Genomic DNA, 13035 nt, shown 5'->3' with positions numbered 1-13035 from the left:
GTCCTAAAGCCGTTCTAACAGGTCCAATCGGTACTGTGCGTAGCGCTGGCTGTCCAACTGCCGAAAAGTGCCGGCAGCATCGGTGGTTTTCAGAAAGAAGTCATGCACAGAGTCGCCGGTGAGGGGGTAGTCGTGAACGGGGGGCGTCCAGTGCACCAAAAGCAGATGTCCGCCGGGCCGCAGCGCCGCTACTAATCTATCGGCGGCGCGCTCTAGGTCATTGGGGCTCCAGTAGTAGCCCACTTCTGAGAGCAAGATCAAGTCAAAAGTGTCGGCTGGAAATTCATCCGGAACGTGCATCAGCCTACACTCTACCTGCGGTAAGTGGGCGCACCGCTCGCGGGCCCGGGCCAAAGCGGTTTCGGCTACATCCACGGCTAGCAAATGGCCGCAACGCGGCGCCAATTGCTCGGTCAGGACGCCTAATGAGCACCCTATTTCAAAGGCGCTAGCGTAATGCGCCCGAGGTAAGGCGGCAAGGGTAGTGGCGTATTTTTCCTTTTCGTACGGGCTGGTTTCAAATCCCCACGGATCGGGGTTGGCTTGATACACGGCGTCGAAATAGGAAGGGGGCAGCGTGTGAGGCTGGTTAGGATTCGGGTTCATACGCAGCAAAAACGGAGGGTAAGCCAACCGCTGAAATACCTTCTAGCAGTATCTCAACGGGTTGGGCAAAATGGGCCAGCATGCCCGGCGATAAAGTAAAACCGGTCGGATCATCATCGATGGGTGAGCCGTGCAGCTGGGAGCGATGAGCCGCTATGGCTTGCTGCTTCTGCCCCAGCACCGAACCAATATCGAGCTGCCAGCCCTGCACTTCCGCCGGGCGCGGCAGTTCATCGGCAGCAGCTCGTTCCCAAGCCCATACCACGTATTCCAGCAAGCGTGGCGGTTGCGGCAATTGTGCCAAAGCGGCTTGTACTAAGTGGCTGGTAGCTTTATGGTCGGGGTGCGGGTCGCGTCGCCACGGCACCAGCAGGGTAGCAGGTTGGTGCTGATGGATGCTTTCTAACAATTGCTGCACGGCAGCCAAGCCCTCAGGAGAAGTGGGGGAAGGCACGGCGCCATCAGGCAGGCCTAGCGGCAAGAGCGCACCAGGAGCTACACCAAGCGCAGCCAGTGCGTCCTGTAGTTCCTGCTCCCGCAGCGCCTGGCGCGCTGGGGCCGGAAACTTTCGCGAGTTCGGGTGCGACATGGTTCCGTCGGTTACTAGCACGCACCACACGGGCAACCCTGCTTGCCGCAGCAACGCTAGGGCGCCGCCGCAGCCCAACGACTCATCATCGGGGTGGGGGGCAATGACCATGGTAGGGCCTAGCGCGGCCACGACTTCAGGCGGAAGCAAGGGGTAGGCGGAGAAACTATACGCTGACATACTGCCGAGAACGGAAATCAACGGGGCTTGGATGCCAATAGAGGCTGTTGCTCTGCTACCGCTCCCATAGGCGGTATGAGGGTTCAGCCTGCTGGAGGGCGTAGCGGCCAGCATCAGCCAAGGCGGCGTCGGGGGCAGGTTGGCGCAGGTAGTGAGTCAGGTCGCGGTGCAGGCGCTCGAATGGCTCGGGCCGCAGCAGGCCGCGGGCCCCAATGCACCGTTCGGCCAGTGGCAGCAGCCGCAAACAAATATCCTCAATAGCCGAGCGTACTAAGTTGGCGTGGGCTACGGTTGCTTCGGCGTTTTGCTCGGTTGGGAGGGTAGCCAGTGGGTGTGCTACAAAGGTAGCCGCCGCTTGCAGCCAATGCTGGCCGCTGGCAATCAGCAAACTCATCTCGCCCAGGCGCTGCCGCTGGTAGGGGTCATCGGTGCGGCCCAGCTCCCGCAGAAAACGGCAGGTTTCATCAAAAATGGCTTCTGCGCCACCTAACTGTACAGCCGCAAACCGAATGGCACCGCCGCTAAACCAGGGCTGGCCGTAGTAGTCGCCGGGCTGGCCTAGCAAATCATCGACGCATACTTCCAGACCCGTAAAATCAACCCGAAAGCTAGCCGAGGCCCGCATGCCCAAGGGGCGCCAGAAGGTGGAGTTGTACTCGGGCTGCTGCACATCAACGGGCAAAATCAGCATTTGCCAGCCCCCATCCGGCAAAGCGCCGGTCAGCAATGGCCGGGTAAGGTGGCCGGCACCCGAGCCAAATGTTTTGCTGCCATGCAAGCGGTAACGGCCATTGCCGAGCGGTTCCAGCCGTACGCCATCCTGGGCTTCCGTATTCCAGACCCCAAACAAATGACCGGCGCGGACATCGGCCGCCCAGCGCGCTACCTGCTCCGGCCGGCCAAACCGTTGCAGGAGCTGTAGCGCATTCACGTGGCCCTCATACACGCGGCCCACGGCCAAGTTACCCCTCCCAATGTGCCGTAGCGTACTAAGCAGGGCATACGGGTCAGTGTCAGCAGATAGCCCGCAGCCGCCCAGCGAATTGGGTAGGGGCGCAACCAGCAAGCCAGCGGCCCGCAGCCACGAGAATTCATCAACCGGAAAGCCACCTTCAATATCAGAAACGGCCGCTTGCCGAAATAGCCGCGGAGCTAGTTCGGCGGCCAATTGCTCAGCTGCAGCAGACGTCGTTGGAGCCGCTAGGGTACGGGAAAAGGAAAGTAGCTCAGACATAGAATCGAACTCACAACAGTTGAGTTTTCCTATACGAGAACTGAACTGTTGCGGATGAAGCTGAACTATATGGTGTGGCGGTTGAGCGGTGTAGTTAATAATTCCGTAACATAGGCTATGAGCGCAGGTGCCTACCTTCGTGGCGCGTTTCACTCCTTACTTAACCCCTCTTGTTATGTCGCAGCCCATTCGCTCCGCCCTCATTTCCGTCTATTACAAAGACCGTCTGGAGCCGCTGGTGGCACTGCTGAAAGAGCACGGTGTAACGATCTATTCAACGGGGGGCACCCAGCAGTTTATTGAAGAGCAGGGCGCGCCCGTAACCGCGGTAGAGAGCCTGACGGGCTTCCCGGCCGTGTTTGGGGGCCGCGTAAAAACCCTGCACCCCAAGGTGTTCGGAGGTATTTTGCAGCGCCGCCACGAAGCCTCTGACCTGCAGGAAGCCGAGCAGCACCAGATTCCGCCTATCGACCTGGTAATCGTCGACCTGTATCCTTTTGAGGAAACCGTAGCCTCGGGTGCCGCCGAGCAGGATGTTATTGAGAAGATTGATATTGGGGGCATCTCGCTTCTGCGCGCCGCGGCCAAAAACTTCCGCGACGTGCTCGTAGTCAGCAGCCGCGACCAGTATGCGGCTGTAACCGAGCTGTTGCAGGCCAAAGGCTGCGCTACCGATTTGGAAGACCGCCGCCACTACGCTGCTGCTGCCTTCGAAGCCACTTCGCACTACGATACCCAGATTTTCCGCTACATGGCCCAGAGCACGGAGCTGAGCAGCGCTACCCTCAAGCTCAGCGAAAAGCCGGCTACTAGCCTCCGCTACGGCGAAAACCCCCACCAAGCCGGCACGTTTTACGGCGACCTCAGTGCCCTCTTCGACCAGCTCCACGGCAAGCAGCTCAGCTACAATAACCTGGTTGACGTAGACGCGGCCGTGCTGTTAATGCAGGAGTTTGCCACCGATGGTCCTTCTGCCTGCGCCATTCTCAAGCACACCAACGCCTGCGGCGTAGCCCAGGCCGAAACCCTGCACGATGCCTACCTTAATGCCCTTGCCTGCGACCCGGTGTCGGCTTTCGGTGGGGTAATTATCGTAAACAAGCCCGTTGACGCGGCTACCGCCGAGGAGCTGAATAAGCTGTTCTTCGAGGTGCTGATTGCGCCGGAGTTTGCCGCCGAGGCCCTGCCCATTCTGCAAAGCAAGAAAAACCGCATTCTGCTGCGCCAGAAGCCCGTGGTTTTCCCCGCTAAGCAAGTAAAAACGCTGCTAAACGGCGTCATCGAGCAGGACTTCGACCGTGTAGTAGAAGGAGCCAACGAATTCCGCACCGTCACGGAGTCGGCTCCCACCCCAGACGAGGTAGCGGCCCTGGAATTTGCCCTCAAAATCTGCAAACACACCAAAAGCAACACCATTGTGTTGGCTCGCGCCGGGCAGCTGCTAGCCTCCGGAGTCGGCCAAACCTCCCGCGTGGATGCCCTGCGCCAGGCCATTGAGAAAGCCCGCGCCTTCGGCTTCGATTTGAATGGCTCCGTTATGGCTTCCGATGCGTTCTTCCCCTTCCCCGACTGCGTAGAAATTGCCGGAGAGGCGGGCATTCGGGCGGTGGTGCAGCCCGGCGGCTCCATCAAAGACCAGGATAGCATTGCGGCGGCCAACCGCCTAGGCATGGCCATGGTGCTAACCGGCGTACGCCACTTCAAGCATTAATTTTTAGTTTTCGCGGCCTACTTTTTTTCGGCTGTAGGTAGCATCTGACTGCCAGGTTCCTGACTTCTCTGCGAGGCTCCGGAACCTGGTAGTTGCGTTTGAAGGCGTATGGTTAGGGTACTAGCTTTACAATGAAGTTGAACCCTCCACGTTATTGACAGCTGGCAGCAGCGCAGGGCAGGTTTCTACTTGCCTGAATACAGGATAGGCTCGCCACACAATGAAGAGGCGATGTAACGGGCTTCGCTGAAACTTGCTTACTTTTGCCCCCACTTTTGACGGACGCAAACCGCCCGTTCTCATTTACTTGCCGTTACTCGATGGGTTTCTTTAATTTCTTGACCAGCGATATTGCCATTGACCTGGGCACGGCCAACACGCTCATCATTCACAACGATAAAATCGTGGTGGATGAGCCGAGCATCATCGCAAAAGACCGCACTACGAATAAAGTAATTGCCGTGGGTCGGCAGGCGCAGCAAATGCACGAAAAAACCCACGACAACATCAAAACCATTCGTCCGCTCAAAGACGGCGTAATTGCCGACTTCCACGCGGCGGAGGAGATGATTAAGGGGATGATCAAGATGATTGACACCCGAACGCGGCTATTTCAGCCCTCGCACCGGATGGTCATCTGCATTCCCTCGGGCATTACGGAAGTAGAAAAACGCGCCGTACGGGACTCCGCGGAGCACGCTGGCGCCAAGGAAGTCTGGATGATTCAGGAGCCTATGGCCGCGGCTATTGGTATCGGTATCGATGTAGAGCAACCCGTAGGGTCGATGATTATCGACATCGGAGGCGGTACTACTGAAATTGCAGTTATTGCCTTGTCGGGCATTGTCTGCGACCAGTCCATCAAAACGGCCGGCGACGTATTCAACCAAGATATTCTGGATTACATGCGCCGCCAGCATAACCTGCTGATTGGCGAACGTTCCGCGGAGCGCATCAAGATTGAAGTGGGCGCGGCCCTAACCGAGCTAGATGTAACGCCGCCCGATTTTGAAGTGCGCGGCCGCGACCTGATGACCGGCATTCCGAAGGTTATTAAGGTCACGTCTTCAGAAATTGCCATTGCGCTGGATAAATCGGTGGCCAAAATCGAGGAAGCCGTACTGAAGGCGCTGGAAATCAGCCCGCCCGAGCTTTCGGCCGATATCTACGAAAACGGCATTCATCTGACAGGTGGTGGGGCCTTGCTCCGGGGCCTTGACAAGCGCCTGGCGGCCAAAACCAAGCTGCCCATTCATATTGCCGAAGACCCCTTGCGGGCTGTAGTGCGTGGCACCGGCGCCGCTATCAAAAATATTCAGGCTTTCCGCAGCGTACTCCTGACGTAAGTAGTGAGGAACGAAGAATGAGGAATGAGAAGTACCGGCAGTTGCTGGCTTCTTGTTCCTCATTCTTTGTTCCCCATCCTTTCTTTCCCCATGAATAATCTCTTCGCCTTTCTGTTCCGCTACCGGGGTATCCTCGTGTTTGCGTTGCTGGAGGTGCTGAGCTTATACCTGCTGGTGCGCAACAGCACCTACCAGCGAGCAGCGTTTTTCAACTCGGCCAACTCTTACATCGGGCAGGTGCTAGATTGGCGGACGCAGGTACAGGATTACTTCCGGCTAATTGATGTGAACAAGGGCTTGATGAAAGAGAATGCCATGCTTCGGCAGCAACTCTATCGTCCGGATTTGTCTGCTCGCGAGGCTGATTCGCTGCCCGTAAGCAAGGACAGCCTAACGCAAGCCCGACTGGCCGTGTTAGGCCGCCCCGACTCATTGCTGCTAGGCCTGCGCCAGTTGCCCGCCCGTGACCCCGACTACCCTCTTATTCCGGCCCGAGTGGTAAGCAGCACCCAGCGCCGCGTTGATAACTACCTGACCCTGAACGTAGGCGCGCTCGATGGCGTGAAAAACGGCATGGGAGTAGTGGCGGCAGCCGGGGTAGTGGGCCGCGTGAAGGTGGCCTCGGAGCATTACGCCACCGTCACCTCGGTGCTACACTCCAAAACCACAATTTCGGCCCGCATCCAGCGCGATGGTACTATTGGCACGGTGCGTTGGCTCGGCGATGATCCGGTGTATGCCATGCTCGACAACGTGCCCCGACAAAACAAGCTGGTGCGCGGCGATACGGTCGTGACCTCTGGGTATAACGCGGTATTCCCGGAAGGCGTGCTCGTGGGCACCATCGATTCGTTTGTGAAGGAGCCAGACAAAAACTTCTGGACGGTGAAGCTAAAGCTAGCCGTAGATTTTTCGAGTCTGACGTACGTGTACGTGGTAACCAGCCGGCCTAAAGCGGAGCGGGATACTGTAGAAGCGCGTTCGGGCATTAAACCAGAAGGGGAGGAGAAGCAATGAGAGGCGGTATCCTAGAAATCTTCTGGCAAGCCTTACGGGGCGTGGTGTACATAGCTCTCTATGTGCTGCTCATCAGCGGCACCGACTTTGTGCTGTTCAACCTGGGCTGGTGTTTTATCTACTTGGGGTTTCTGCTGTTTTTGCCCATTGCCACGCCCATTGTAGTGCAGCTGCTACTAGGGTTCCTGACGGGCATAACCCTCGATATCGTGTTTGATACTGGTGGGGTGCATGCCGCTGCCGCCGTGCTACTCATGTATCTGCGGCCGTGGGTGTTGCGCCTGCTCACCCCACGTGATGGCTACGACTCCCAGGACTCCGTGAATGTGCACCAGATGGGCTGGCAGTGGATGGTGGTGTACCTGGCTATGCTCACGGCTATTCACCACGCCGCTTTCTTCCTGTTGGAGCTGGGCAGCTTTCAGGTTCCGGGTATCACGCTGGCCAAAATCGTGGTTAGCACCCTCTATACGGGGCTTACCCTCCTGATTATTCAGCTGATTTTCTTTCCTACCCGAAGACGGAACCGCTAACAGGAACCGCCGGGCTGGGTTATGCTGCTGAACCAGTAAAAACGGGAATGAGTTGGCTCGCGCCGATGTTAGTGGTGTACTAGGCTGAACAGTGGTACCATGTGCGCCTGGCAGCTAGTATCTTTGTATGTCCGGTGAAGAAGCCGGAATCCGTTACCACTCAGTTTTTTCTGCTTTGCAATACCTCGAAGGCCGCAAGTACGTAGTCCAGGCAATTTTCCTGGCCGTCGCGCTGGTGTTTGCGACGCGCCTCTTCTATATCCAGGTGCTGGATGGCAGCTATAAGCTGGCCGCCGACCGCAACACGCTCCAACGAATTGTGCAGCCCCCTTACCGGGGCCTCATTTATGACCGCAAAGGCCAAATACTGGTACAGAACACGCCGGTATACGACCTGCTGGTAACCCCGCGGGAAGTGAAACAGCTCGATACGCTGCGCTTTTGTGAGTTGCTGCAACTGCCGCTGGAAGAAGTACGGGCCGGGTTGAAGGCCGCCCGCGCATTTAGCCGCGTGAAAGCCTCCCCATTGGTTCAAAACCTGAGCACGCCTGAGTTGGCTGCCTTCCAGGATAACCTCATTGATTTCCCGGGTTTCAGCGTGAAGGCCCGCATGGCGCGCTCCTATAACACGCCCAACCTGGCGCACGCTTTGGGCTATGTGGGCTCCATTCCGGCCACGTTTCTGGAGCGGCCGCAGTATGCCAAGTACCAGGCCGGCGAGTTCCTGGGCATTACGGGGCTAGAGTCGTACTATGAGGAGCAACTGATGGGCCGGCGCGGGGTGCAGTACCGAATGGTAAACGTGCGCGGCATCGAGAAAGGCGCCTTCCGGGGCGGTGAATTTGATACGCTTTCCGTAGCCGGCCAAGATCTGCACCTGAGCATCGACTCTGACCTGCAGGCGTACGGCGAGCTACTGATGAAAGATAAGCGGGGCTCTATTGTGGCCATCGACCCTAAAACCGGTGAAATCCTGGCCTTTGTATCGTCGCCGAGCTTCGAGCCGGCTACGCTTTCGGGCAAGGGCATGGGTAACCGCTACATGGAGCTACTCAATAACCCTGAGCGGCCCCTGTTCAACCGCCCTTTGATGGCCACGTACCCTCCTGGCTCCGTGTTTAAGCTGGTGAATGAGCTAGTAGCTCTGCAAATGGGAGTTGTGACCCCCACCACCGGCTTTCCCTGTAATCAGAGGCTAGTACGGTGCACGCACAACCACGAGTACCCGAGCAACTTGGGAATTGCTGTAAAGAACAGTTGCAACCCGTATTTCTACCAAGTGATGCGGGCCGCCGTTATGCGCGGACGCTCCGATAACCGGTTTGAAGACGCCCGATTGGGCCTGGGCGAATGGCGCCGGAAGGTGATGCAGTTCGGGCTGGGTGAGAAGCTAGGCGTGGATATGTCGCAGGAGAAAAAAGGCCTGATTCCGTCGCCCGATTTCTATGATAAGCGCAACGGTTACCACCGCTGGAACTACCGCACCGTGTACTCGCTTAGCATTGGGCAGGGTGAAATTGGTATTACCGGCCTGCAAATGGCGAATGTACTGGCAACCATTGCTAACCGGGGGTATTACTACACACCTCACTTCGTGAAGAATATTGGCCAGGGCGGCCCTTTGCCTCAGTTCCGGGAGCGGCACGAGGTTGGGGTTGATCCGATTCATTTTGAGGCGCTTATTCCGGGCATGCAAGGGGTAGTAGATGGTCGCGGTGGTACAGGTAGCTTGGCTTCCTTGGCCGAGTTTGGTATTTCGGTGGCTGGCAAAACCGGTACCGTGCAAAACCCCCACGGCGACGACCACGCCACGTTTGCTGCCTTTGCACCAGCCGAAGATCCAAAGATTGCCATTGCCGTCTTCATCGAAAATGCCGGTTTTGGGGGCACCTCGGCAGCTCCCATGGCCGCTCTGATGATGGAAAAATACCTGCGCGGCGACATTGCTCCCTGGCGCAAACGCTGGGAAACCTGGTTGCAAGGCCCCGCCGAAAAATTTGTCAAACGTCGTTAATTCAGCTGGCTGAGCGGAGTAGCAGCCCAAGCGAACTTCCTCTGAGAAGAGCTTGGTTTACTAGCCCCGCCCCGCCCAGCAACCCCTTATGCAAACCTCTCCCGCGCGCTACAGCCGCAGCATCGACTGGGTTACCGTCCTGATTTACCTGCTGATGATAGGCGTGGGCTGGCTCAGTGTGTACGCGGCCAGCTACTCGCCCGATGCGCCGGCTAATCCCTTCGACTCCCTTTCGTTTCAGGAGTTGATGGCCTTTAACTGGTTTAAGCAAATTCTCTGGATTGGTACGGCCATCGTGCTCATCGTTATCTTGGTCGTTGTCGATTACAAGGCCTACGATACGTTTGCCTTTGTGCTCTACGGGCTCATGATTGTGCTGCTTATAGTCACGCCATTTATTGCACGCCCTATTGCCGGCTCCCGCTCGTGGCTGGAAATAGGGCCGGTCCGGCTCCAGCCCGCCGAGTTTGCCAAGTTTATCACGGCCTTGGCCGTTTCGCGCTACATGGCGGGCATCAATCTGCGCCAGCAAAACTTCCGCGACCAACTGGTATTAGCCGGCCTTACCTTGCTGCCTCCCTTACTGATTGTGGCGGCTAATGAAACTGGCCAGGCGCTGGTATTCGGTGCGTTTCTGCTAGCCTATTTCCGTGAGGGAATGTCGCCCTTGATTTTGCTGATATTAGCGGCGGCCGGCGTTATCCTCATTCTGGCGCTACTAGTGCCCAAGCTATGGCTGATTGGGGCCTTTACTGTGATTCTAGGCCTAGTCTTTGCCTTCAACACCAAAGTGTTTCGCCACCACTTAGTGCTGGCCCTTAGCGTGTGGGCCGTGGTTGTTGGGATGGTGTTTGGTGTTGATTTTTTCTTCAACAACGTGCTGCAGCCCCACCAGCGCAAGCGCATCGAAGTGCTTATCAACCCTTCCGCCGATCCGCTAGGGGTGGGCTGGAACGTAACTCAATCCAAAATTGCCATTGGCTCGGGCGGACTGGCCGGCAAAGGGTTCCTGCAAGGCACCCAGACCAAGTTCGACTTCGTGCCCGAACAAAGCACTGACTTCATTTTCTGTACGGTAGGTGAGGAGTGGGGCTGGTTGGGTACAACAGTGGTAATTATACTGTTTATGAGCCTGCTGGCTCGAATACTGTATGTGGCGGAGCGCCAGAAATCGGTATTTGGGCGCACATACGGCTACTGCGTAGCCAGTATCATCTTTTTTCACTTCTGCGTCAATATCGGCATGACGATAGGGCTGGCACCAGTGGTAGGCATTCCGCTGCCCTTTTTCAGCTACGGCGGCTCCTCACTGTGGTCTTTCACCACACTGCTCTTTATTCTGCTCGCCATTGATGCCTACCGCAAGCAGGATTTGGAGCGGTACTAGGGGCACTGCGTTGTGAAACCCAACTGACGAGGGCAACTTGCAGACATGAACCAATCTAGCAGTTCGGCGGTGCTTTCTCCTCGTGTGCCGATGTGGGTGTGGGTTGGGTTACTGCTGCTGCATGCGCTGGCTTTGAGCTGGCAGATAACACATCATAACCACATCTTTCCAGACTCGAGGCGATACATACAGGCTGCCCACAACCTGCTACAGGCTGAAACGCTGTACACTAGGCCATTGTCAGCGCAGCCACTACAGCTGCAGGAGTATAGCATCCGCCCACCAGCTTATCCGGTATTTCTGCTCCTGACCGGCGGCTGGGGCAATAGCTTTCCGCTAGGTGCGCTGCTGGTGCAAAACCTGCTAAGCCTGTTGAATCTCGGCTTGGTGTTCCGCTGGGTTGCCCGGGCTACCGCCAATTTATCAACCGCGCGTTGGTTGGCCCTACTTACCTTAGTGGCTTTGGCGCCGGGGCAATTTATTTACGCCAATGTGGTGATGAGCGAAATGTTGCTCCAGACAGCCGTGGTACTCTTGGCTCTGGCCCTGCTTGCATTTTGGCAGAAGCCAAGTGGCCTTCAGCTTTATTTTGCGCTAGCAGCGGGCGCCGCAGCCGTTGCACTGCTCATAAAACCTGTCTTCTTTCCGTTTGCCGGCGTCTTTTTATTGATGGGGCTGGGCGCTGCTGTACTGCAAAAACGCTCCGAGCTGGCTTTGTTAGGAGCAGTACCGCTGGTGGTTGCTTTGCTGTGGATGGCTCGCAATGAGGCCCGCACCGGATACTTTCATTTTTCCAGCATTGCCGGAATAAATCTGCTGCGCTACAACATAAGAGGAGTGTTGCAAGCAACCGAAGGACCTGAAGCGGCAGAGGCTTTTGTGCGCCAAACAGTCGAAACCAGCACTGAGTTTACGGGGTTCAAAGCACAGCAGCAGTACATTCAGCGTCAGAGCTTAGGCAAGCTAGGCCAGCACCCGGTAGCGTACGCCGGGCAGCATGTGCGCGGGATGATCAACTTCTTTCTCGACCCTGGCCGGTTTGATATAGTCCAGTTTCTGCGTCTGCCTCAGGCTACAAGCCAGGGTGGGCTCCTGCAACAACTCAATAAGCACGGATACGGCGGTGTACTCAACTACCTGCAGCAGTTGCCGCTAGTGTGGCTGAGCTGGCTGATGCTTATTGCCGGCATGAATGTGATGCGGTTAGGCCTGGCTGTGCGCTTTCTCTTTGGTCGTTACTCCTTGGTGCATCGGCTAGTCCTGGGCGGGCTGATTGGCTATGTGGCCTTCCTAACTGGGCCACTGGGAGCAGCTCGCTTTGCCGTGCCAGTTCTGCCATTGCTCTTTGCAGCGGCCGCACTAGGCCTTCAAAAGCAAGCAGCCCCCACCATATAAAACCAGCTTCAATGTGGCGACTCTTGCTCTGAATGTACCCATCGAAATACAGGAAGGTGCGTGAGTAGAAGGGAAAATGCCACGGCAAACACAGGTGCTGCTAGGTAACCCATGCGGCCAAGGTCGCCGGAGAGCAGCATGTGTATACCTACGACAACACATAGGCCAAGTGCGGGTAAGCCAAGCGGTTTAAGCCATACCGCACGGGCGGTTTGGCTCCAAAGTCCGGCTAGTAGCGCAAGGCTGAAAAAGCCAAAAACACTGAACAGCTCGCCCGCGCCTTTCACCGAAAAGAGCCGGCGAATGGAGTACCCGATTGTATCTGCATGAGACAAGGCATTGTTAATGCTTTCCGATGGAGCTGCACCCACTTTGGTGTCAATCCAATACCTGAGTGCTAAAGCTGAAACGCTGCCCAGTAGCAGCCACAGCAGTTGCTTGTGCCAAGGCAGAGCGCGGTGCGCAAAAACCAGGAGCCAGGGCAACAGAAACACAAAGGATTCTTTGGCATGCGGGCCGAGCAGCAATATAGTAGCCAGTGCTGTGGCCGAGCGACTTCGCACCGCATAAAAAGCCAAGGCGAATACTACTAAATACAAGCTGTCAACGAGGGGTAGGCCCGCCGTATACACGGCCCAGCGGCTGGTTAGCACGGCTGCCACCGCTAGTGCAGCTGCCGGAGGCGCCGCGCCGTACAGCTGGCACGTACGGAATAAGATCAGCCCAAAGCCAGCCATTAGCAGGCAGTTAACCACGTAATATCCCAACCGCAAAGGCCATTCGCTAGCTGCCCGGTGCGGCCAAACCTTGGCATAGACCTGCTCAAGCGGCCAGGCTACAACTGCCGCCGCCCAGGGTACCAGCACCCGGTATCGCCGTGTGATACTGACACCTTTAAACTCGCCGCGAGCAATGCTCAAATAGCTGCGCGTATCAAGAGAATGAGAGAAGTCATAGTGCACATACATAGTGTAGGCCGGGCCTGCTACCAAGCCAAGTGCGAGCAGATACACTAAAAGCCAG

Annotated in this window: 11 protein-coding genes; 7 read left to right on the top strand and 4 right to left on the bottom strand. The window is 56.9% G+C overall.

The genetic code is table 11. The features are described from left to right. Positions 1–3 precede the first annotated feature (3 nt). Genes ACYVHC_RS07745 through ACYVHC_RS07735 form a run of 3 tightly spaced genes read right to left on the bottom strand, consistent with a single transcriptional unit; the run spans position 4 to position 2609 of the window. Complete coding sequence (locus tag ACYVHC_RS07745; protein ID WP_460613096.1) at positions 4–606, bottom strand: class I SAM-dependent DNA methyltransferase; 603 nt, start codon at positions 604–606, stop codon at positions 4–6. Continuing rightward, positions 590–1375, bottom strand: a complete 786-nt coding sequence (locus tag ACYVHC_RS07740; protein WP_460613095.1) for a PIG-L deacetylase family protein — start codon at positions 1373–1375, stop codon at positions 590–592. Before ACYVHC_RS07740 ends, ACYVHC_RS07745 begins: the two co-directional genes overlap by 17 nt. 55 nt (positions 1376–1430) lie before the next feature. Beyond that, a complete protein-coding gene (locus ACYVHC_RS07735) occupies positions 1431–2609 on the bottom strand; it encodes an acyl-CoA dehydrogenase family protein (protein ID WP_460613094.1) in 1179 nt (392 codons plus the stop codon). A gap of 175 nt (positions 2610–2784) precedes the next feature. Here ACYVHC_RS07735 and purH point away from each other — a divergent pair, with 175 nt between their 5' ends. From purH to ACYVHC_RS07700, 7 genes are all read left to right on the top strand, one after another. Beyond that, on the top strand, positions 2785–4320 hold the full coding sequence (gene purH, locus ACYVHC_RS07730; RefSeq protein ID WP_460613093.1) for a bifunctional phosphoribosylaminoimidazolecarboxamide formyltransferase/inosine monophosphate cyclohydrolase: 1536 nt from the start codon (positions 2785–2787) through the stop codon (positions 4318–4320). Positions 4321–4640: 320 nt separating this feature from the next. Next, entirely contained in the window at positions 4641–5666 is a 1026-nt protein-coding gene (locus tag ACYVHC_RS07725) for a rod shape-determining protein (protein ID WP_044014329.1), read from the top strand. A gap of 90 nt (positions 5667–5756) precedes the next feature. After that, the gene (gene mreC, locus ACYVHC_RS07720) at positions 5757–6683 is read left to right on the top strand and encodes a rod shape-determining protein MreC (RefSeq protein WP_460613092.1); all 927 of its coding nucleotides are present in this window, start codon (positions 5757–5759) and stop codon (positions 6681–6683) included. A gap of 41 nt (positions 6684–6724) precedes the next feature. Continuing rightward, positions 6725–7216 (top strand): hypothetical protein, encoded by a 492-nt coding sequence (locus ACYVHC_RS07715; RefSeq protein ID WP_460613091.1) that lies wholly within the window; start codon positions 6725–6727, stop codon positions 7214–7216. Positions 7217–7391: 175 nt separating this feature from the next. Next, complete coding sequence (mrdA, locus tag ACYVHC_RS07710; protein WP_460613090.1) at positions 7392–9230, top strand: peptidoglycan D,D-transpeptidase FtsI family protein; 1839 nt, start codon at positions 7392–7394, stop codon at positions 9228–9230. An 88-nt stretch (positions 9231–9318) separates the two neighbouring features. Next, positions 9319–10617: a putative peptidoglycan glycosyltransferase FtsW/RodA gene (gene rodA / locus ACYVHC_RS07705; RefSeq protein ID WP_460613089.1), complete on the top strand. Its 1299-nt coding sequence runs from the start codon at positions 9319–9321 to the stop codon at positions 10615–10617. Between the two features lie 45 nt (positions 10618–10662). After that, a complete protein-coding gene (locus tag ACYVHC_RS07700) occupies positions 10663–12012 on the top strand; it encodes a hypothetical protein (RefSeq protein ID WP_460613088.1) in 1350 nt (449 codons plus the stop codon). 8 nt (positions 12013–12020) lie between these two features. Here the strand turns inward: ACYVHC_RS07700 and ACYVHC_RS07695 are convergent, their stop codons facing one another. Continuing rightward, on the bottom strand, positions 12021–12611 hold the full coding sequence (locus ACYVHC_RS07695; protein ID WP_460613087.1) for a hypothetical protein: 591 nt from the start codon (positions 12609–12611) through the stop codon (positions 12021–12023). Between the last annotated feature and the right edge of the window lie 424 nt (positions 12612–13035).

The organism is Hymenobacter seoulensis (assembly GCF_054780535.1).
The sequence above is the reverse complement of the archived record's forward strand: the minus strand, read 5'-3'. Positions and strand labels throughout refer to the sequence as shown.

Bases quoted from the DNA above. Each gene is read 5' to 3' on its own strand.
- ACYVHC_RS07745 (WP_460613096.1), bottom strand. From the start codon at position 606: ATGAACCCGAATCCTAACCAGCCTCACACGCTGCCCCCTTCCTATTTC.
- ACYVHC_RS07740 (WP_460613095.1), bottom strand. From the start codon at position 1,375: ATGTCAGCGTATAGTTTCTCCGCCTACCCCTTGCTTCCGCCTGAAGTC.
- ACYVHC_RS07735 (WP_460613094.1), bottom strand. From the start codon at position 2,609: ATGTCTGAGCTACTTTCCTTTTCCCGTACCCTAGCGGCTCCAACGACG.
- purH (WP_460613093.1), top strand. From the start codon at position 2,785: ATGTCGCAGCCCATTCGCTCCGCCCTCATTTCCGTCTATTACAAAGAC.
- ACYVHC_RS07725 (WP_044014329.1), top strand. From the start codon at position 4,641: ATGGGTTTCTTTAATTTCTTGACCAGCGATATTGCCATTGACCTGGGC.
- mreC (WP_460613092.1), top strand. From the start codon at position 5,757: ATGAATAATCTCTTCGCCTTTCTGTTCCGCTACCGGGGTATCCTCGTG.
- rodA (WP_460613089.1), top strand. From the start codon at position 9,319: ATGCAAACCTCTCCCGCGCGCTACAGCCGCAGCATCGACTGGGTTACC.
- ACYVHC_RS07700 (WP_460613088.1), top strand. From the start codon at position 10,663: ATGAACCAATCTAGCAGTTCGGCGGTGCTTTCTCCTCGTGTGCCGATG.